This window comes from Williamsia sp. 1135 (genome assembly GCF_002095395.1).
Taxonomy (GTDB): Bacteria; Actinomycetota; Actinomycetes; order Mycobacteriales; family Mycobacteriaceae; genus Williamsia.
Window position 1 is genome coordinate 1 of sequence record NZ_MJEI01000077.1, and the last position, 18,339, is coordinate 18,339.

At 61.6% G+C, this 18,339-nt stretch carries 19 protein-coding genes; 8 read left to right on the plus strand and 11 right to left on the minus strand.

Annotated features, from left to right (window positions below):
- Together BFL43_RS07595 and BFL43_RS07600 are read right to left on the minus strand one after the other, a co-directional pair.
- Positions 1 to 912, minus strand: a 912-nt coding sequence (locus BFL43_RS07595) for an IS3 family transposase (RefSeq protein WP_168176492.1), incomplete at its 3' end; no start/stop codon positions are given.
- Positions 864 to 1,169, minus strand: coding sequence for a transposase (locus BFL43_RS07600; RefSeq protein ID WP_084889730.1), 306 nt, complete (start codon positions 1,167 to 1,169; stop codon positions 864 to 866). The genes BFL43_RS07600 and BFL43_RS07595, both read right to left, overlap by 49 nt.
- Between BFL43_RS07600 and BFL43_RS07605 the strand changes: the two genes are divergently transcribed.
- The gene (locus BFL43_RS07605; protein ID WP_240498123.1) at positions 1,116 to 1,592 is read left to right on the plus strand and encodes a GntR family transcriptional regulator; all 477 of its coding nucleotides are present in this window, start codon (positions 1,116 to 1,118) and stop codon (positions 1,590 to 1,592) included. The two genes, BFL43_RS07600 and BFL43_RS07605, sit on opposite strands and share 54 nt — an antisense overlap.
- 186 nt (positions 1,593 to 1,778) lie before the next feature.
- Here BFL43_RS07605 and BFL43_RS07610 read toward each other — a convergent pair whose 3' ends face one another.
- The 7 genes from BFL43_RS07610 to BFL43_RS07640 all read right to left on the minus strand — a co-directional run bounded on the left by BFL43_RS07610 (position 1,779) and on the right by BFL43_RS07640 (position 6,932).
- Complete coding sequence (locus BFL43_RS07610) at positions 1,779 to 2,021, minus strand: hypothetical protein (RefSeq protein WP_084891972.1); 243 nt, start codon at positions 2,019 to 2,021, stop codon at positions 1,779 to 1,781.
- On the minus strand, positions 2,018 to 2,347 hold the full coding sequence (locus tag BFL43_RS07615; protein ID WP_084891973.1) for an NIPSNAP family protein: 330 nt from the start codon (positions 2,345 to 2,347) through the stop codon (positions 2,018 to 2,020). The genes BFL43_RS07610 and BFL43_RS07615 overlap by 4 nt, the downstream gene beginning before the upstream one ends.
- A 22-nt stretch (positions 2,348 to 2,369) precedes the next feature.
- A complete protein-coding gene (locus BFL43_RS07620; RefSeq protein WP_240498124.1) occupies positions 2,370 to 2,873 on the minus strand; it encodes a flavin reductase family protein in 504 nt (167 codons plus the stop codon).
- A 52-nt stretch (positions 2,874 to 2,925) separates the two neighbouring features.
- Positions 2,926 to 3,918 carry a ribose-phosphate pyrophosphokinase gene (locus tag BFL43_RS07625; RefSeq protein ID WP_084891974.1) on the minus strand — a complete coding sequence of 331 codons (993 nt, stop codon included), beginning with the start codon at positions 3,916 to 3,918 and terminating at the stop codon, positions 2,926 to 2,928.
- 90 nt (positions 3,919 to 4,008) lie between these two features.
- Entirely contained in the window at positions 4,009 to 4,932 is a 924-nt protein-coding gene (locus tag BFL43_RS07630; protein ID WP_084891975.1) for a PfkB family carbohydrate kinase, read from the minus strand.
- A 39-nt stretch (positions 4,933 to 4,971) separates the two neighbouring features.
- Positions 4,972 to 5,727 (minus strand): glutamine amidotransferase, encoded by a 756-nt coding sequence (locus BFL43_RS07635; RefSeq protein WP_084892022.1) that lies wholly within the window; start codon positions 5,725 to 5,727, stop codon positions 4,972 to 4,974.
- A gap of 113 nt (positions 5,728 to 5,840) precedes the next feature.
- Positions 5,841 to 6,932 carry an LLM class flavin-dependent oxidoreductase gene (locus BFL43_RS07640; RefSeq protein WP_084891976.1) on the minus strand — a complete coding sequence of 364 codons (1,092 nt, stop codon included), beginning with the start codon at positions 6,930 to 6,932 and terminating at the stop codon, positions 5,841 to 5,843.
- A gap of 777 nt (positions 6,933 to 7,709) precedes the next feature.
- Between BFL43_RS07640 and BFL43_RS07645 the strand changes: the two genes are divergently transcribed.
- The 7 genes from BFL43_RS07645 to BFL43_RS07675 all read left to right on the plus strand — a co-directional run bounded on the left by BFL43_RS07645 (position 7,710) and on the right by BFL43_RS07675 (position 15,857).
- Entirely contained in the window at positions 7,710 to 9,182 is a 1,473-nt protein-coding gene (locus BFL43_RS07645) for an aldehyde dehydrogenase (RefSeq protein ID WP_084891977.1), read from the plus strand.
- Positions 9,183 to 9,258: 76 nt separating this feature from the next.
- The gene (locus BFL43_RS07650; RefSeq protein ID WP_084891978.1) at positions 9,259 to 10,530 is read left to right on the plus strand and encodes an amidohydrolase family protein; all 1,272 of its coding nucleotides are present in this window, start codon (positions 9,259 to 9,261) and stop codon (positions 10,528 to 10,530) included.
- A gap of 82 nt (positions 10,531 to 10,612) precedes the next feature.
- On the plus strand, positions 10,613 to 10,801 hold the full coding sequence (locus BFL43_RS07655; protein ID WP_084891979.1) for a tautomerase family protein: 189 nt from the start codon (positions 10,613 to 10,615) through the stop codon (positions 10,799 to 10,801).
- Positions 10,802 to 10,916: 115 nt separating this feature from the next.
- The gene (locus BFL43_RS07660; RefSeq protein ID WP_084891980.1) at positions 10,917 to 11,918 is read left to right on the plus strand and encodes a LacI family DNA-binding transcriptional regulator; all 1,002 of its coding nucleotides are present in this window, start codon (positions 10,917 to 10,919) and stop codon (positions 11,916 to 11,918) included.
- Positions 11,919 to 12,699: 781 nt separating this feature from the next.
- A complete protein-coding gene (locus BFL43_RS07665; RefSeq protein ID WP_084891981.1) occupies positions 12,700 to 14,166 on the plus strand; it encodes a nicotinate phosphoribosyltransferase in 1,467 nt (488 codons plus the stop codon).
- 96 nt (positions 14,167 to 14,262) lie between these two features.
- Complete coding sequence (locus BFL43_RS07670; protein WP_240498125.1) at positions 14,263 to 14,901, plus strand: HAD-IB family phosphatase; 639 nt, start codon at positions 14,263 to 14,265, stop codon at positions 14,899 to 14,901.
- The gene (locus BFL43_RS07675; protein ID WP_084891982.1) at positions 14,898 to 15,857 is read left to right on the plus strand and encodes a nucleoside hydrolase; all 960 of its coding nucleotides are present in this window, start codon (positions 14,898 to 14,900) and stop codon (positions 15,855 to 15,857) included. Before BFL43_RS07670 ends, BFL43_RS07675 begins: the two co-directional genes overlap by 4 nt.
- 19 nt (positions 15,858 to 15,876) lie before the next feature.
- Here the strand turns inward: BFL43_RS07675 and BFL43_RS07680 are convergent, their stop codons facing one another.
- Together BFL43_RS07680 and BFL43_RS07685 are read right to left on the minus strand one after the other, a co-directional pair.
- Positions 15,877 to 16,827, minus strand: a complete 951-nt coding sequence (locus BFL43_RS07680) for a PfkB family carbohydrate kinase (protein ID WP_143695163.1) — start codon at positions 16,825 to 16,827, stop codon at positions 15,877 to 15,879.
- A complete protein-coding gene (locus BFL43_RS07685; protein ID WP_084891984.1) occupies positions 16,824 to 18,320 on the minus strand; it encodes a cytosine permease in 1,497 nt (498 codons plus the stop codon). The genes BFL43_RS07680 and BFL43_RS07685 overlap by 4 nt, the downstream gene beginning before the upstream one ends.
- Between the last annotated feature and the right edge of the window lie 19 nt (positions 18,321 to 18,339).

Consider the following 18,339-nt stretch of genomic DNA (forward strand, 5'->3'; position numbering starts at 1 on the left):
TGACATCTCGTAGTCGATGGGACTGAGCATCCCGATCGTTGAGTGCCTCCGTCGAGTGTTGTAGTAGTCGAACCAATTGTCAACCGCAGCAACCAGTTCGCTCTTGTAGACGTAGCTGTGGCGGTAGTAGTGCTCGTGCTTGAACGTCGACCACAGGCTCTCGGCACCGGCGTTGTCCCAGCACACCCCGGTCCGACCCATCGACCGAAGCAGACCGTACTTCCCGCAGGCATTCGTCATCAAGGACGATGTGTACTGAGATCCCCTGTCCGAGTGCATGATGATGCCCTTGGTTCGACCGCGACGGGTACGAGCAGCCATATCGACCGCATCGGTCACCAAGTCAGCGCGCATGTGATCGGCCACAGCCCACCCCAACGCCCGCTTCGAATGCTCATCCTTGATCACGCACAGATACATGTCTTCGCCACCGCAAGTCAGATATGTGATGTCCGACGTCCACACGGCGTCGGTGCGGCCCTGATCGAAGACGCGGTCGACCAGATCCGGCGGGAACGTCGCGAACGGATCGACGATCGTCGTCGGCGGCGAGAAGGTGCGCGGACTGATACCAGCTAGGCCCCGCTCGGCCATGATTTTGGCGACGGTCTTCTCGGTGACGAACTCGCCCCGCGCGCGTAGCTCAGCGGTGATCCGCGGCGATCCGTAGACACCGTGGGAGTCTTCGTGGATCGAAGCGATTCGCACAGCCAACTCTTCCCGACGCTGCCTCTGTATCCCTAATTCTGTTGCCCTGGTTGACTTTAGATGCCGATAGTAACCCGAGGCTGACACACCCAGCAGGGTGGCCATTCGACTGATTGCTGTGGTGGCGCACTCCGTGGCCATCAACGCGTACTTCTCTACCGTTGATGGTTCGCCGCGAAGTACGCCGACGCTTTTTTCAAGAATGCGATGTCCTTCTCCTGATCGGCGACCTGCCGGCGTAGCCGGGCAAGCTCGTCGCGCTCGACTGCGGTCAGTGGCTCATCGCCCTCTCGCCGCGCTGCGTCCAGGCGCCGGCGCTCATCAGCGACCCACCGCCCCAGCAGGCCTTCGTTGAGGCCGAGGTCTCGTGCGACCTCGGCGATGGATCGACCAGAATCGATCACTCGATGCGCAGCATCGACCTTGTACTCGGTCGTGAACGACCGACGCTTCCGCGACATGTGAACATCCTCCCAGCGGAACCGCTGATCCCGCTAGCTCGGTGTCCACTACCTGGGGGGAACCTCAGATCAAGGTTGACCGATGAGACGAAAGTCGACTGTGTGAGCGCTCCACGGAATAGTCGGGTGCCGAACCGCCGCGTCGCGGAAACCATTGCCGCCGACCTGCGTAGCTTGATCTTGGCAGCCGAGAGCTATCAACTTCCCACCCAAGATGAACTAGTCCGCGATTTCGGGGTCAGCTACCCCTCAGTCCGCGAAGCATTGCGCATTCTGGAGACTGAGGGCCTGGTCACTGTTCGACAAGGAAGTGTTGGTGGCGCCGATATCCATCGGCCCGACGGGTTTCGGCGGCTTATCACATTGGGCTCGCCCTGCAAGCCGCAGGTGCCACACTCCGCGATCTTGCACAAGGACTTTTGAAATTAGAGCCCACGATGGCGGCAAGATGCGGGACTCGACCATGTGACCGAACGTCAGGACCTCATTACGCATGCTCCGGACGTCAACACGAAGCATCACGTGGGGCATCTGCGCCGAAATACGCGTACCGCTCAAAAGTATAACGCCCAGCCCCACCTGAAACGCCTCAGACTCACGCACATCTGCTTAACGCAGCGCTCCTGGCTTGGTGACGATCTTTGCCGCCCGGGGGCCGATGGTTGAATCGGGCGGCCACCCTGGCCAGTTCTCTTCGAGTTCGACGGTGTGGCCGGTAACGTGCCCCAGCCCGTGCAGCTGCACGATTCCGGGCAGATAGGGAAGCAGGGTTTCGTACGTCACCACCACGATCTCGTCTTCGGCTGTGCTGACTACTCGCACGTCGTGGCTGGCGTTGATCTGAATGATCACGGCGCTGCTTCGATGGGGTCGTCATCGATCACCCGCCGACGCATTCTCTGAATCAGTGCACCGTCCCTCTCGGCATCGGCGAATGCTTCTTGCCAGTCGGGATCTGACAGCATCTGGGTCCATTTGCTTTCCAGCTCTGCGAGATCGGCGAAGCGAAGGGTGTAGACCAATTCGCCAAATGAGTTCTCGCCGATCAGTGTGCGGCCGGCGCTGACCAACTCCATGTCGTATCGGATGAACGTGGGGGCAGTGTGATTGTTGAACAGGTCGATGATTGCCGGTAGACGACCGGGTACGGCGACATACTCTCGGACTTCGAAGATCATGGTGTTCCTTCGCTGCTGGCGGCTACGACTGCGGGGTGGACAGTTCGTGAAATCGACTGGCATAGAATATGAGTGGGTCCTGTTCCTCCTCGGTGCGGTGCCCGAGGATACGCAGCAGGACGAACTCATGGTCGCCGGTGGTGGTCTCCACTTCGATTTCGCACTCGAGCCAGGCGGTGGCACCGTGCAGAAACAACGCCCCGCTGGGCCCTGTCTCCCAGCTCAAGCCGGCAAACCGGTCGACATTGCGGGCGGCGAGTTGTCGGCACGCTGCCTTCTGGTTGGCCCCCAACACTGACAGCCCGATGCGTGGACGCGAACGCAGCTCTGGCCACGTGGTCGACGATTTCTGAACGAAGACGCCCACCAGTGGCGGCTCCAACGACACGTTGACGAAAGCGCTGACGGCCATGCCGATCGGTTGTTCAGATGAACCGGTGGCACACAGCGCGGTCACCCCGCTCGGGAACCGGCTGAATGTGGCTCGCAGTTCAACGGTGCCCACAATGCCGGCGGCGTCCTGCACGCTTCGGAGATGAGTGGATTCCACAACGTGCCCTCTGACTTCCTTCTGCGTTTCAGAACACATGATTTTTCCCGCCGAATACTTCGCTGACCGAGTTGTCGGTGAAGATGCGGCCGATGGTGTCGGCCAACATCGGCGCGCAGGAAACCACATCGATGGTCGACGGGGCACCGGGGCGCAGCGGGATCGTGTCGGTGACAACGATGCGCTCGAACGGCGAATCGGAGAGGTTCTCGTACGCTCGTCCGCTGAATACCGCATGCGTGGCTGCGGCAAAGACCCGGCGACTTCCGGCCTGCTGCACCGCTTCCCCTGCCGCGCGTAGCGTGCCCGCGGTGTCGATGATGTCGTCGACGATGATCGCCGTCTTTCCCCGCACATCGCCGATCACATTGGTGATCTCAGCCACCTGCTGCTGGGGGCGTTCCTTGTCCATGATCGCCAGGCCGGCGCCGATCCGGGTGGCGAACTGTTTGTTGAGCTTCACCCGTCCGGCATCAGGTGCGACCACCACCAGATCATCATCAAGATCGGCAAAATGGTCGGCGAGCATCATCAGCGCAGTCATGTGGTCAACCGGGATACTGAAGAAGCCCTGGAGCTGACCAGCATGCAGGTCCATGGTGAGCACTCGGTCAACGCCGGTTGCCTCCAAGATGCGTGCAACCATTCGCGCCGAAATCGGCTCTCGCGGAGCAGATTTCTTGTCCTGGCGGGAATACCCGAACCACGGTGTCACGGCCACCACGCGGTGGGCACTCGCACCGACGGCAGCATCGATCATGACCAGCAGCTCGACAAGTGCATCGTTGGCATTGAGGCCCTCTTCAGGATTTGCGCACATCGGCTGAATCAGAAACACGTCTGCCCCACGAACAGACTCGTCGAACCGGCAGTACACCTCGCCGCTCGAGAAGGTCTTGAGGGTGATCATTCCGAGGTCGACCTGGAGGTGCGAGGCAATCGACGCGGCCAGGGCCGGGTTGGCTCTGCCCGAGAACATCATCAACTTCTTCTGAAAACCGAAGGGGAGAGAGGTCGTCATGGTGGTCTTTCCGAGTAGTTGTCACGGGTGTCATAGGTTGTCACTGGGCGGCTGTGGCCGTTCCGATGTTCAGCCTGTAGAAGGGCACGATCACAGACGAGCCGCGTCGACCTCCTCTGCCGAAGGCATGCCACTCCGGGCGCCACTGTGGCGCACGGATAGAGATGCTGCTGCCACGGCTCGGGTACTGGCTGCGGTAAGAGTCATTCCTACCGAAAGGCCTGCTGCGAGAACGCCATTGAACGTATCTCCGGCGCCGGTGGTATCGCGGACGTCTGGCACCGCCACAGCTGGGATCGGTCCGGTTGTACCGTCCGGGGAGGCGACAAGCGCTCCGCCGGCACCCAGAGTGACGGCCAGGCGGGCACCGGTGGCCTGCGCGACCCTTACTGCGGCATCGGCGATGTCGCTGTACGGGACTGCAAGCACGTTGCACAGGTCGCGCAGCTCGGAGGCATTGGGGGTCAGGATCGACGCGGTGTGCGCGGCCGCGACGAGGTCGGTGCGCATGGGTGCAGGATTGAGCACGCAGAGCAGTCGTAGATCACGGGCCGTGGTGACCGCCGCTTCGACCGCCGCCGAGGAGATTTCTGTACTGACCAGCACGCAACTGGCCCAGCCTGCGGCACGGATGACGCCGGACCGAACGAGCGCCGGGTCGACGACGGCGTTGGCTCCCGCAGCTACTGCGATCTGGTTTTCTCCCGCACTGTCGACGACGATCAGGGCGGTGCCGGTCGCAACGTCCTCGAGTACTGCGACGTCGACGACGTCGATGTTCGCGCTGCGCAGGTCGGCCAGCGCCTCGCGCCCCAGATCGTCGGATCCGACAGCGCCGCAATAGCGAACCGGTGCGTTCATGCGAGCAGCGGCGATTGCGGCATTGGCGCCCTTGCCGCCTCCGAACTTGTCGAGACGAGGACCGACCACGGTCTCGCCCGGGCCAGGCAACCGATCCGCGACAACCACGAGGTCGACGTTGAGTGCGCCGATCACCAGGACCCCGTCGTTCATTGCCACTCCCCGGGACTTGTCGCCACAACCGCCACTTGGCTAGGACCGTCCACTGGCCCACGACAGAATCGAGTTCCACAAAATCGGGTAGCCAGTCCACTCGACGAACTCTGGCGGCGCCCAGTGTGGGGCGAGGTCCGAGGTGAAAGCGACCGCGCGACCCGCGCCGAATCCACCGGTGACCAGGATGGGATCATCCCCACTACGGGCGATGACTTCGGCAGTGTCGTCGGCGATCACTCGGTTGTATCCCAAGAGCGGCGGCCAATCTCCAGGTGTTGCGCCGAGTACGGCGTGTTCAGGCGCACAAACCTCGACCTTGCAGCCCTCGGGGACCTCGATCCGGTCGTCATACGGCAGCATGGTCACCGGCAGAACGTTGGCGAGTGGGGTCATACCGAATCGAGCCTTGCCGTCGATCCCGGTGAAGGAAAGATAGCCCCCGATCATGACCAGTCCGCCGCCTCGGCCCACGTAGTCTGCCACCACGCCGAGCCGGTTGGGTGAAGTTTGCGAGCGCAGGAAGGTCTCATCGGGAAGCTGAAACGAGTTCGAGCCGATATCGGAGATGACCACCACGTCGTACTCGTCGATCTCGTGCGCGGATGTAGGAAATCGCGACGAAATCTCGTGTCCGCGCACGTAGTTGACGGTGTGGCCGTCTGAGGCGAGATTGTCGAGGAAGGTGGTGGCGCCTTCCTCGTACTCAGTCGAGTGAAACTGGTCGAAACCTTTCATATGGATCGTGTGTTTGATCCACGATTCACCGGCGAAGAGGATGTTGAGTGGTTCCATGGTGTTCTCCTGTGTGGCGTCAGGGTTCGGGCAGAAGTCCCGGAGGTAGGTCGAGGTATTTGGGTCGCGCATCGTCAACCCGACTTCGAGTTTGTGGGGAACTCGACTGGGGCTCAGGAGAACTCGGGAAGAACTTCTCTGGCCATGAATTCCATGTTCTTGATGACGGCCCCGATGGGCTGGCCGACGGCGACCAGACACGCCATGTGGTCGACACCGAGTGCCTCGTAAGATTTGAACCTCTCGATCATTCGATCGGGCGTGGTGAGGATCGGGTCAGCATACTTTTCGAAAAGCCCATCCTTGGAGACCGACTCCTGTGCGGGTACCATTGCGCCGGCCCTGACCACAGAGTCGTCCTTTTCGCCGTCGGCGCGTGCTGCCAGTCGTTCTTCCTTGGTCTTGTTGCTGTTGCTGCCGGCATGCACCAAGGTGAGGTAGTAGTTGTATTCACTGAGCACATCATCGAAATACTCGGTGGCTTCTTCTTCTGTGCTTCCGAGCCACGTGTGACGCAGGGCCATGACCTGCTGGCGGGCCAGGCCGGTCTTGTCGATTTCGTCGTTGTAGGCCTCCAGCAGCGCTTCAAGATCGCCGTAGGGCTCGAAATTGCCATAGTTCGGTGCCGTGATCAGATTGGTGCCTTGATGCGCGACGCGGCGTACTCCGTCGATACTTTGCGAGGCGGTCCACAACTCGGGGTGGGGATCTGAGGCCGGCTTGGGAACGAGCGTGGTCGGCGGGAACGAGAAGTACTTGCCTTCGTATGACACGTCGTCCTCCATCCACACCCGTTTGATTATCTCCAGGGACTCCTCGTAGATTTCGCGCGAGTCCTTCGGGTCGATGCCGATGCGATCGAGAGGGTAACGACTGCCTCCGCGAGCCACCCCGATGCCGATGCGACCAGGTGCCATCTGGTCGAGGAAGCTCATCTCCGATGCGATGAGCAGTGGGTTGTAGTACGGAAGCACCACGATGCCGGGCATGATCCGCAAACGCTTGGTACGCGCTGCAGCCAAAGCGCTGAACATCATCGACGAAGGATTGCTCACGTAATTCTGAAAGTGGTTCTCGTTGACCGTGACGCCCTCGAAACCGAGATTCTCCGCCGCGTCGACGATGCTGAGCATGTCGTTGAGGAGCTCTGACCACGGACGGTTCATGTCGCGGTAAAAGAACGGTGTTGTGAACCAGATCTTCATGAAATGTAATCCCCTCTATACCGGTGGAATGTCTTGTTCAGGTGGGGCCCGATCTTCAGGCCCCAGCCCTGCGCCGCCGAGGCCGTCGATATCTTGAAGCCTCGTGATAAAGACCCAAACCTCAGGCGGTCAACGCCAATAGAAACGATTCTATCATGGCGGGTCCTCCGCTGTACATATCGATGCGCAGATAGGCTCGGATCACACCCGCACCCCAGGTCCCTACCGAGGACCTACTCGACGACTCCGTAACCCCCGCAGATGATTTGGACGACACCGGCCCGGCCGGCCTCAAGTCACGGCGGTGTTCTCGTGATAGATAAAGCACACGACGAACAACGCAGCCGGCAGAAGCCCCGGTCCGAGTGGTCATCCACCACCCGCAGAATAATCGATTCTTCGGGTGCTCGCCACACGAGAGGAGAACGACCTTCGAGGCCGCCGGCCCCAGCCGATGCGGTGCCACAACAGGCACCTCAGTCTGACGCTGCGGCGCACGTCACGGGCTGGTATCTTCACAACCACGAAAACGGACGCGACGGCCCCCTCTCAGCTCACGAACCCACGTTGAGGGGCGGCGCCGATCCCACCTACGGAATCGCAACGAGTTCTGCTACCTGCGGTTGCCAGGGAATACGTTTGGGTGTAGAAACGATTCTAGCCTGTGGTCGTGAAGGCGAGTCGGCCTTTGGCCCCCGCCGCTGCGTAGGTATGAGGATGACCCTTGCGTTGCCTGAGCTGACGTGACATCGCCACCTAGATGAATAGGAAACGAGAATGAGAACACTTCCGAAGGTACCGCTCTCCTTCACCGAGAGCCTGTACATCGGCGGTCAGTGGGTTCAACCGCACTCGACTACATCGATCGACGTCGTCGACTCGAGCAGTGAACTGGTGTACTACTCGGTGCCCAATGCCGATGTCGAGGACATCGGTCGCGCTATCACCGCCGCTCGCACAGCATTTGACGATGGACCGTGGCCGCGGTTGACACATGCAGAGCGGGCCCGGGTCCTACTCGACATCGCAGATGCAGTGGAAGCACGCATCGATGACGTGGTCGAGATCTGGCCGCGCGAAACCGGGATACTGGCGTCGTCGGTCGACGTGGTCATGAGAGAAGTGATCGACGCCTACCGGTACTACGCGGGCCTGGCAACAAGCTTCACATTCGAGGAGGAAGTCACGCCCACCAACGGCGCCGACTTCGGAATGATCGTGAAAGAGCCCGTCGGCGTCGTGGGCGCCATCATCCCGTGGAATTCGCCGATGGCGCTCATGGCCTACAAAATTGCGCCGGCCTTGCTCGCCGGATGCACGGTCATCGTGAAATCTTCCCCGGAGGCGCCCGGTGCGGGCTATCTCATGGCTGAGATCGCTGAGCAGCTCGGACTTCCGGCGGGGGTGCTGAACGTGGTCACCGCGGATCGCGCCGCGTCCGAGGCGCTGGTGACCGACCCCCGTGTCGACAAGATCGCCTTCACCGGGTCGACGGAAGCGGGTAAACGAATCGGCGGCATCCTCGGCAGTCGTATTGCCCGGTCGTCGCTCGAGCTCGGCGGGAAGTCGCCGGCCATCGTTCTCGACGATTTCGATATCGCAGAGGCAGCACACACGATTGCCTCGGCCGAGTGTTTTCTATCCGGACAGATCTGCGCGTCCCTGACCAGGGTGATCGTTTCCGAAAGTCGTCACGACGAGATGGTTGATGCATTGGCGGCCGAGTTCAGTCGCGTGAGCATCGGCGACCCCTACGACCCGGATGTCGCTGTTGGACCGGTGGCCACCGAGCGACAGAGGGCACGCATCGAGAACTACATCGAGATCGGACAGCAAGAAGGGGCCACCCTGGCGTACGGCGGTGGTCGTCCCCCTCACCTCGATCGCGGTTTCTTCGTCGAGCCAACGGTATTCGGAAATGTCGGGGTGACATCTCGGCTCGCTCAGGAAGAGATATTCGGTCCGGTGCTGGCGGTGTTGTCTGCCCGTGATGTAGATGACGCCGTACGAATTGCCAACGCGACCGAGTTCGGCCTCAATGCCTCTGTTTTCACCCATGAGTCGCGGCGAGTCCTCGAGATCGCGCGGTCGCTGCACTCCGGCACTGTCGGACAGAATGGCAACCGCGCAGACTTCGGCATCGGATTCGGCGGTTTCAAAAGGTCCGGGATCGGCCGCGAAGGTGGCGTCGCGGGCCTGCAGGCATACTTGGAGAACAAAACAGTTGTCCTCGACGCACGTCCCGAGTAGTGCTCGGCATTGCAGGAGTGTGGCCGAAGCCGCAGTCACCGACGGCGATTCGTACTGAACAGTTAGTAGGTAGGTAGTGAATGACATCGCCATCGAGAACGGCCTGTTGTGGCTGGGTTCTGGAGAGTGCCACAAGGCGGGCCTCCTCTACATCAAGGACGGCAGGGTCAGCTATGCCGGCGACCACCGCGCGGACGTCGTTCCCCCGGGTACAGAGTGCATCGATGCAACAGGGTGTGCGGTGTTGCCAGGTCTGATTGATTGTCATGTGCATCTGACGACGAACTCAGACAGCCGCCGGGTCGTTGCCAGCGATGTCTTCCGTGGCCAGCGGACCGGTCCCGAGAAGCTGTTACACGGCTATCGAAACTCACTGCGGGCGCTCAGCGCGGGATTCACGACGCTGCGCTGCATGGGCCACCGGGGAGTCGGCGAGACCGAGTTGCGAGACATGATCGCTGACGGTCTGATGATCGGGCCGAATCTCGTTGTCGCCCCGTGGTGGATCACCATGACGAACGGTCACGGCGACCTGTTCTACCCCCCATACACATCCCGACGCAAGTGGGATACCGCCGACGGCGTCGACGCCTGTCGGGAAATGGTCCGCTTGCAAGCCCGCAGCGGAGCAGACTTCATCAAGGTGATGGCCAGTGGCGGAATGTCGAAGGGAGAGAAGCCTCATTGGCCCAACTACACCGTTGCCGAGCTCTCTGCAGTTGTCGAGGAGGCTCATGACATGGATCTACGTGTCGCCGCGCACGCTCTATCGCTCGAGGGCATTCGTCGCAGCATCGAGGCCGGCGTCGACAGTATCGAACACGGCTCCTACCTCGACGAGGACTGCGCCGGCGAGATGGTGCGTCGAGGAATCTATCTGGTTCCCACCATGGCATTCAACGACTGGTGTCAACGCGAAGGCACCGAACGCGGCCTGACTTCGTCGGGTGTCGAGGGTCTGCGTGATGCACATGACCGAACGCTGGAGGCCTTCGGTCTCGCGCGTTCGGCAGGAGTCAAGATTGCGATGGGCACGGACTCGTCGGGAACGCTCTGCCCATTTGGGGCACATTATCGAGAACTCGAACTCTATGTTGAGCACGGCATGTCAACGATGGAAGCTCTGGCAACCGCGACCGGAACGGCGTCAGATCTGCTGGACAGGCCAGATGTCGGCTCTCTTCGAAGCGGCTCCATCGGCGACGTATTGATCGTCGACCAGGGGGTTCTCGATGACATATCTCTCCTGCGCGGGGGTATCAAATCCGTGTTGCGGTCCGGACGCGATATCAGCACCTACTTGGCAGCGTCATCAGAGGCACTCGAGCTGGAGGTGTCGACGAATTGATGTGGAGAGCGCCTGCCCTTCACGAGCGATCCCTTGTCACAGGTATCTCGATGGTTGAACAACAGGAAGAAGGGCACAAGAAATGCCATACATAGAAGCAAGCTTTTTCGAGGATCGGTTCGCTGACAACCAATTCGCCTCGGACATGGTTGCAGAACTGACCAAGGCGGTATCGGCTGTGCTCGGAGAGGACATTGCCGCGGATACGACGGTCGTGATACACGGCATACCGCGCGAACGGTGGGGCCACGGTGGCAAGATGATGGGATGATCGCGCCCGGTGTGCGTCGCGGGCCCGCCAACGATCGACACGTGTCCCACGTCCGGGTTGCAGGCGCGGGTGGCGGTAGATTGATGCCTCTATGAACAAGGGTCGGCCACCAACGATGAAGGACGTCGCTCGCCACGCGGGCGTCTCCGTCAGCACTGTGAGCTACGTTCTCAACGACAGCGGCCCGGTTGCTCCGGCACGCAAAGCCCGGGTGCTCGATGCGGTACGTGTCCTCGACTACGCCCCGAACGAAGCCGCCCGCGGCCTCAAGAGGAGATCGGCCCCAACCATCGGCCTGGTTGTACCCGAACTCTCAAATCAGTTCTTCGCGTTGCTGGTCGAGGGCGTCGAGCAGACGGTCTCTGCCAGTGGCGGATTGGTGGTCCTGTGCGCCCCGGAGGCCACGGGCGCGGCAGAATCGGTGAACGGTCGACTACTGCGCAGCCAGCGGATCAACGGCATCGTCTACCTTTCGGGTGCCATGACGTCGCCGCGGTCCCTGCTCGAGCTCACCCGACTGGGACCGGTGGTCCTCGTCGACGAGCAAGTGCCCGGTTTTGATCTGCCCGCGATCGTCTCTGACAACCGCCGTGGAGCGCGTGAGGTCGCTGCGCATGTCATCGGTTTCGGCCATCGCAGGTTAGCAATCATCGCCGGACCGAAGAACCTGTGGTCGACACAGCAACGCCTGTCGGGATACCGAGAAGCGATCGCGTCCATCGGGATCGAGCCCGATTCGGTCCCCATCCATTGGGGCGACTATCACCAACAGTCCGGATGGGACGGCGCCGACAAGTTCCTCTCCGGCCCACCCGCTGATCGACCCACCGCCCTCCTCTGCGCGAACGATCTGATGGCCGTCGGTGCCCTCGAATACTGCCGTTCACGAAACATCACCGTCCCCACCGATCTGAGTGTGGTCGGTTTCGACGATCTCCCGTTCGTCTCGCTGCTGACGCCACGACTCACCACTGTCCGCCAGCCGGCTCGCGACATGGGCCAGCAGGCGGCATCGCTGCTCTCGGACCTCATCGAGGACACCGCCGGCCCGGAATCGCCCGACCCGCTGCCGACCACACTGCAGGTCAGGGACTCGGTTGTTACGCCGAGCGACTAACCCTCGTCCCCACACCACTCCCCCGGTGTCGATGGTGCAGGACGCATCGACGCCATGATCGTCATGGCCATGGACATCACCGGTGATCCAACTCGCCACGTAGCAAGAACCTGATGCAGTAGCGGCCGCAGTAGACCTCCCTACCGAATCACTTTTGCGCTGAGCGCAATCCGGCACGAGCCGCTCATCGCCTCGCCTCGCCGCGTTCTCTTGTCAGCATCGGCAGCTCGGGTGTGCCGTTTAACTCATGCACAACCTGATGAATCCCTCCGGACACATTCAACCCGTCTGCGCGCCTGGCCCTACGGTAGAACGCATTCTAGCGATCACCCGATGAGGACCGTCGAGATGTGAACCCAACAATAAGATCTGCTCACAGCGGCCAGACCAGACGAACGAAACTAGGCCTTGAACTGGCCTTTAGTCTGGACTTCCTGAAGAGCTTCCACCGTCCGGCGGCCTGTCAGACGCCCCAGGGATTACTACGTGCCCTTGCACCTCTTGCATTCACAAGTAGAAACGATAATAGTGGTGTGTGTTACACCACATTGTCGAGGTGCATCACCTCGGCCACCTGGGCAAACAACTCCGACTCGGAGGTCCTCCGACATCGAAACATCGTGTTAACCAACGCCTTACCGTCGTCGGGGCAAGATGAACAGTGCCGTCCCACAGGGACTCGTCGACGCGCACCGGCCCGACCCTCAGACGATCTGCGAAACACCACCGGGCGAGAACGACCAGTAGAAACGAATCCACCCGCAATCGACAGGAACCAGAAATGCCGCTCAGCAGCAGCTACGACAACATCATCATCAACACCGATAACTACAAGCACTGCCATTACCCGCTCTACCCACCGGGCACCGAGTACGTGAATAGCTACATCGAATCCCGTGGCGGCGAGTTCCCAGTGACGATGTTCGTCGGTCTGCAGGCCTTCCTCCGTGACTACCTCATGCATCCCATCACGCTCGAGGACATCGATCAGGCCGAGTACTACATGCGCGAGCAAGGCATGCATTTCAACCGTGAGAACTGGATGGGGATCCTCAACGACCACGGTGGATTCCTACCCGTCGAGATCGAGGCGGTCCCAGAGGGTTTGGTGATGCCGACCAAGAACGTGCTGGTCCAGATCATCAACACCGACCCAAAGTATTTCTGGGCCACCAGCTTCTTCGAGACCGCTCTGCTGCGCGCAGTGTGGTACCCGACCACGGTCGGCACCATCAGCTGGCTTGCCAAGGCCGTCATCCGCGAGGCCCTGGACCGCACCTCCGACAATCCCGGTGTACTTCGGCACATGCTGCACGACTACGGCGCCCGCGGCGTCAGCTCGCAGCAGTCGGCCGCTCTCGGTGGACTCGCGCATCTCGTCAACTTCTCCCAAAGCGACACCGTGCCCGGCATCATCGCCGCGAAAGAGATCTACAACGCGGTGGCGCCGTCCAATTCCGGCCCCAACTCCGAGCACGCCGGGTTCTCGGCCTGGGGTCGTGACAATGAGGCCGCGGCAATGCGGAACATGCTCGAGGTCCACGCTCCGTCCGGATGCGCACTGCTGCTCACGGACACGTACGACCATGAGAACGCTGTCAAGAACATCATCGGCAAGGAACTCGCCGAAGAGGTCCGCAACTTCCCCGGACTCGTCGGTGTCCGCCCAGATTCCGGCGATGTCGTCCAGGTGACCGCGGACACGACCGAATGGTTGATGGATGCATTCGGCTATGAAGTCAACAGCAAGGGCTTCAAGGTGCTGCCGCCGTTCGTCCGCACGGTGCAGGGCGATGGCGTCAACCGGGACAGCCTACCGTTGGTGTTCGCCGAGATGGAGCGGCGCGGAATGTCTGCCGAGAACGCCGTCTTCGGTATGGGTGGCGGGCTGTTGCAGCACTGCAACCGAGACACGATGAACTTCGGGCAGAAGGCCAGCGCGGTCATGGTCAACGGTGAGTGGCGTGCTATCGGCAAGTCCCCCACCGGTGACCTGATGAAGACGTCGAAGAAGGGGCGTCTCGCCCTGACCTTCGAGGACGGCGAGTACAAGACCGTGCAGCGCGACTCGGTGAGCCCCGAGCAGAATCTGCTCAAGCCGGTCTTCCGCAACGGCAAGCTCCTCAAGAAGTGGGACTTCAGTGAGTTGATCGAACTCAGCGAAAAGGACGTACCGGAGGCGTACTACGCGGCGGCCATCGCGCCCCTACGCAACGCCGTCAGCGGTCAGGACGCCGCAGTCGCCTGAGCCCTCCTCTCTTCGACCCGGTGGTCAGGGCAATGCCCGACCACCGGGTCGATATCGTCACAAGTGCCGACAAACCTCGAAGGGATCAATGACCCTGTGACCAAGCTGCACATTTTCGACATGGACGGCACGCTTCTGCGATCGACCGCGTCAATCGAGATATCGAAGGTCAGCGGCAACATGGCGATCGCTGAAGAAATCGAAGAGAACTGGTTGCTCGGGCGGATCACCGACATCCAGTTCTGGCAGCAATGTCTGCCCATCTGGGCTGACATGACCGAGGCCGACATCGATCACGCCTTTCTGAACGCACCGTGGATCGATGCGGTCCAGGACGTCTTCGCCGACATCGCCCGCCGCGGCGAGCGCAGCGTTGTCATCTCGCAGTCGCCCGAGTTCTTCGTCAGGCGCTTCACATCGTGGGGCGCGCACGGTGCGTTCGGGACCGGGATCGAGATCGGCATCGAACCGCACGAAGACATGCTGTTGTCCGCCGACGACAAGGTCACCATCGTTCAGGACCTGTTGCTACAGTACGGACTCGGCGCGAATGACTGCGTCGCCTACGGTGATTCGACCTCCGATGTCCCCTTGTTTCGCTGGCTTCCCAACACCGTGGCCATGAACGCGAGCCCACAGGTCCGTGAACTGGCCTCCGTGGAATACGACGGGCTCGATCTGCGCGAAGCCTACGAAATCGGCCTGTCCCTGATATCTGGGCGCGCCGTGTCATGATCCCGGTCGGTGGCCCGCTTTATCTGGACTGTGACACCGGCATCGACGATGCGTTGGCGCTGGCCTTTCTGCTCGGTGCCGGCCACCCACCTGATCTGGTCGGCACCGTCAGCGGGAATGTCAGCGCCACCGTCGCAGCCGACAATACGCGCCGGATCCTGGCCCTCTTCGGGCATTCGGACATCCCAGTTGCGGTCGGTTGCGACTACCCACCCCTGCTCGGTCATCCTCGCGGCGCACCGCAATTTCATGGCGCCAACGGAATCGGCGGAGTGACCCTTGCACCCGCGCGTACGCCGCCACCGCCCACAGCCGGAGCAGTCGAGGAGATGATCACGTTGGCTCAGCGGCATCGGGGTGCGCTTCACATCATCGCTACCGGGCCGCTGACAAACATCGCCGAAGCGCTGCGCCGCGAGCCCGATCTGCCCGATGCGATCGCGTCCATCACGGTGATGGGAGGCGCTGCACACGTACCCGGCAATGTAACTCCGTACGCCGAGGCCAACATTCTCGGTGACCCCGAGGCCGCAGCAGCGACGTTCACGGCACGTTGGCACCAGCTCCTGCTGGTGCCAATCGACATCACCAACAAGCATTTGCTTAGCGTTGCTGACAAACAGCGACTCCTCCATTCCCCCAGCGCTGCAATACGTTCCGTGGGGATGATGCTGGATTGGTACTTCGACTCCTACGGGCCGGTCCATGCTGGCTTGTGGTGCCCTACCCACGACCCGTTGGCCGCGGCGCTCGCCGTCGGCGCCGTGGAGCTGACAGACGCTCCTACGGTGACCATTACCGTGGACACCAGCATGGGTCCGCAGCGGGGACGGATGACCGTGCGCGCAGTCGCAAGATCTGACATCGCGCCGTTCGTGCGTGTCGCGCTCGGGACGAGGCAGCAGTCGGCAGATACCATCATCGACGCAGTCTGCGGCCTCGCCGGGACTGGTTGACCATCTGGGAGGATTGCGGTCAGGACGTTTGATCGATAGACCGCAGAACCTCGTTTCGACGGGGGGCCGTGGATGCCCCTGGTCGTGTCACCGCAATCGCAGCTGCGTGATTGGCAAGCTTCACCGCCGCGCGGAGGCTCTCGCCTCGTGCCAGTTCCGCCAACAGCACCCCTGTGTGCGTATCTCCGGCGCCAGTGGTATCCACGGCCGTCACTGCGGGCGCAGCGATGTTCACGACCTCATCGATCAAGTGCGGTGCGGATACCAGACACCCCGCCGCGCCTTGCCTCACCAACAATATCGAGACGTTGAAGCCAGGGACGTTGCGTACCGCACCGACCAGGTTCTCGCCGCAAAGACCCGGGGCTCCGGCCACCAACTGCGCCTCGCGCTCATTGAGCGACACGATGTCCGTCTGCTCCAGCACCGGGCGCAGCCGATCCTGGGGGATCTCCAGCACCAAAGGGCCAGGATCCAGCGCAATCAGCTGAGCTCCGACGCCGGAGGCCAACCATGGCGTCAGAGCCGCGCCGCTGATCGGATACAACAGGTCGTAACCGGACACTGCCAGCAGATCCGTCTCTCGGATATCAAGGTTCTCGAGTTCATCAAGTGAAGTCCGGGCCTCCACTCCAGGCACAGTCACAAAAGTCCGCTCCGCGTCCGGTTCAACCATGACAACACAAAAGCCGCTGTCACCATCGCTGCGAGCCGTACCCATTGCACTGATGCCCTCTGCGTCGAGCGCCGCTCTGACGATCGAGCCGTAGTGACCGACGCCATAGGTCCCGGCGTACACACACGAGATCCCCTGCCGGGCCGCGGCTGCGGCGAGATTAAAACCTCCTCCTACGCGAGTCCGCGTCCCAGTGGCGACGACATCACTGCTGCGTTCAGGCAGCGAGGGAACCTCAACCATGACATCGACCAGGATGCTGCCTGTCGATACCACCCGAGCTGACGATGTCACGGATTCACCACCGGCTCTGAGGTAATCGCCTCAGTATCTGCAGTCTGCGTGACGACGGCCGGCGCACGAAAAACGGATTCTTCACCGGCGATCCGGCGCAGTACCAAGAACAGCAGCGCCGCGGACAGGCCGCTGACAAACCATCCAAGTGAGTTCTGGCCCACCCAGGTATCCGACAACGGGCCGGCAAACCACACCGTGTCACCGGACTGGGTATGGGTGAACAACAGTCCCAACACAATCGCCGCCGCCCACGCGATCAGCGCGGTCCAGCGCACCCCGCCCCGATACCAATACGGACCGGGTCCGGAAGTGTTCATCAACCCTGGCTCGTCATAGTGGTGCCGGCCGGCCAGATCCACCAGGAAAACTGCGGCCCAAGCAGTCAGCGGAACCGCGAGCAGGGTCAGGAATGTCGTGAAGGGACCGTAGAAGTCGTCGGCGATCACCGTAATGTACAGGCCGCCCACCGTAATCAGGAGGGCATCGACCGCCACCGCCGTAGTGCGTTTGACCTTGATGCCGCCGGTGATCAGATTCAAGCCCGAGCTGTACATGGACAGATCCGCTCCGGCGATCAGCCCAAAGACCGCCGTCAGCAGGTAGGGCACCAACATCCAGCTGGGTAGGGCGTTCCCGACCGCGGCGACGGGATCGTTGGACGAAGCGAGGTCCGCGTCGCCGACCGCCATCAGTGCACCCATCGTCACCAGCGCGACAAGCGGCACGGCGGCGCCGAACACAGTGGACCCGACGATGCGCCGGGATTGCACCTGACGAGGGAGATAGCGTGCGTAGTCCGCACCTGCGGCCAACCAGCCCAAACCCGTTCCGGCAGCGATGAACCCAACTCCCGCAACGACTGAGCTCATCGGACCTCCGGTCTGGTCAAACGCTGCGGCCCAGTCCACCGTGACAGCGAGGAAGACCACCACGACAACGGTCAACCCACCGAAGACCCACGTCAACCACTTCTGCACCCACATGATCGTTGCGTGTCCAAACAGTCCGATTACCGCTGCAAGCACCACCGTGACCAGGACGCAGACCACCGTCAGTGGCACCGACGCTGCAACCCCAGCCAAATCCAACAGCGCCAGCAACGCGAACGCCGCCGTGGTACACATGACGGTTTCCCATCCGACGAAACCCAGCCACGCGACGAGAGTCGGTGCCCAGTTGCCACGGACACCAAACACAGCCCGAGACAGTGTCAAACCTGGTGCGCCTCCACGTTTACCGGCAATGCTGAGCAACCCGACGAGGAGAAAGGAACCCACTGATCCGATCACCGCAACCAAGATCGCCTGAGCCACGTTAAGTCCCTGAAAAGTGATGAGCGCGGCGCCCAGGGTGATACCGAGCACACCCATGTTGGCGCCGAACCACATCCAGAACAGGCCGATCGGCTTACCGTGTCGTTCACTATCTGGAATCGGTTCGATACCCCGTGTTTCGATGACGCCAACGCGGTCGCGAGTCTGTTCGGTCATTTGATGGTCCTTGATGGAG

What these genes read in the sequence shown, in the direction of transcription:
- BFL43_RS07660 (WP_084891980.1), top strand. Translation starts at nt 10,917, where the DNA reads ATGAAGGACGTCGCTCGCCACGCGGGCGTCTCCGTCAGCACTGTGAGC.
- BFL43_RS07675 (WP_084891982.1), top strand. Translation starts at nt 14,898, where the DNA reads ATGATCCCGGTCGGTGGCCCGCTTTATCTGGACTGTGACACCGGCATC.
- BFL43_RS07600 (WP_084889730.1), bottom strand. Translation starts at nt 1,169, where the DNA reads ATGTCGCGGAAGCGTCGGTCGTTCACGACCGAGTACAAGGTCGATGCT.
- BFL43_RS07655 (WP_084891979.1), top strand. Translation starts at nt 10,613, where the DNA reads ATGCCATACATAGAAGCAAGCTTTTTCGAGGATCGGTTCGCTGACAAC.
- BFL43_RS07645 (WP_084891977.1), top strand. Translation starts at nt 7,710, where the DNA reads ATGAGAACACTTCCGAAGGTACCGCTCTCCTTCACCGAGAGCCTGTAC.
- BFL43_RS07685 (WP_084891984.1), bottom strand. Translation starts at nt 18,320, where the DNA reads ATGACCGAACAGACTCGCGACCGCGTTGGCGTCATCGAAACACGGGGT.
- BFL43_RS07640 (WP_084891976.1), bottom strand. Translation starts at nt 6,932, where the DNA reads ATGAAGATCTGGTTCACAACACCGTTCTTTTACCGCGACATGAACCGT.
- BFL43_RS07665 (WP_084891981.1), top strand. Translation starts at nt 12,700, where the DNA reads ATGCCGCTCAGCAGCAGCTACGACAACATCATCATCAACACCGATAAC.
- BFL43_RS07635 (WP_084892022.1), bottom strand. Translation starts at nt 5,727, where the DNA reads ATGGAACCACTCAACATCCTCTTCGCCGGTGAATCGTGGATCAAACAC.
- BFL43_RS07630 (WP_084891975.1), bottom strand. Translation starts at nt 4,932, where the DNA reads ATGAACGACGGGGTCCTGGTGATCGGCGCACTCAACGTCGACCTCGTG.
- BFL43_RS07605 (WP_240498123.1), top strand. Translation starts at nt 1,116, where the DNA reads ATGCGCAGCATCGACCTTGTACTCGGTCGTGAACGACCGACGCTTCCG.
- BFL43_RS07625 (WP_084891974.1), bottom strand. Translation starts at nt 3,918, where the DNA reads ATGACGACCTCTCTCCCCTTCGGTTTTCAGAAGAAGTTGATGATGTTC.
- BFL43_RS07615 (WP_084891973.1), bottom strand. Translation starts at nt 2,347, where the DNA reads ATGATCTTCGAAGTCCGAGAGTATGTCGCCGTACCCGGTCGTCTACCG.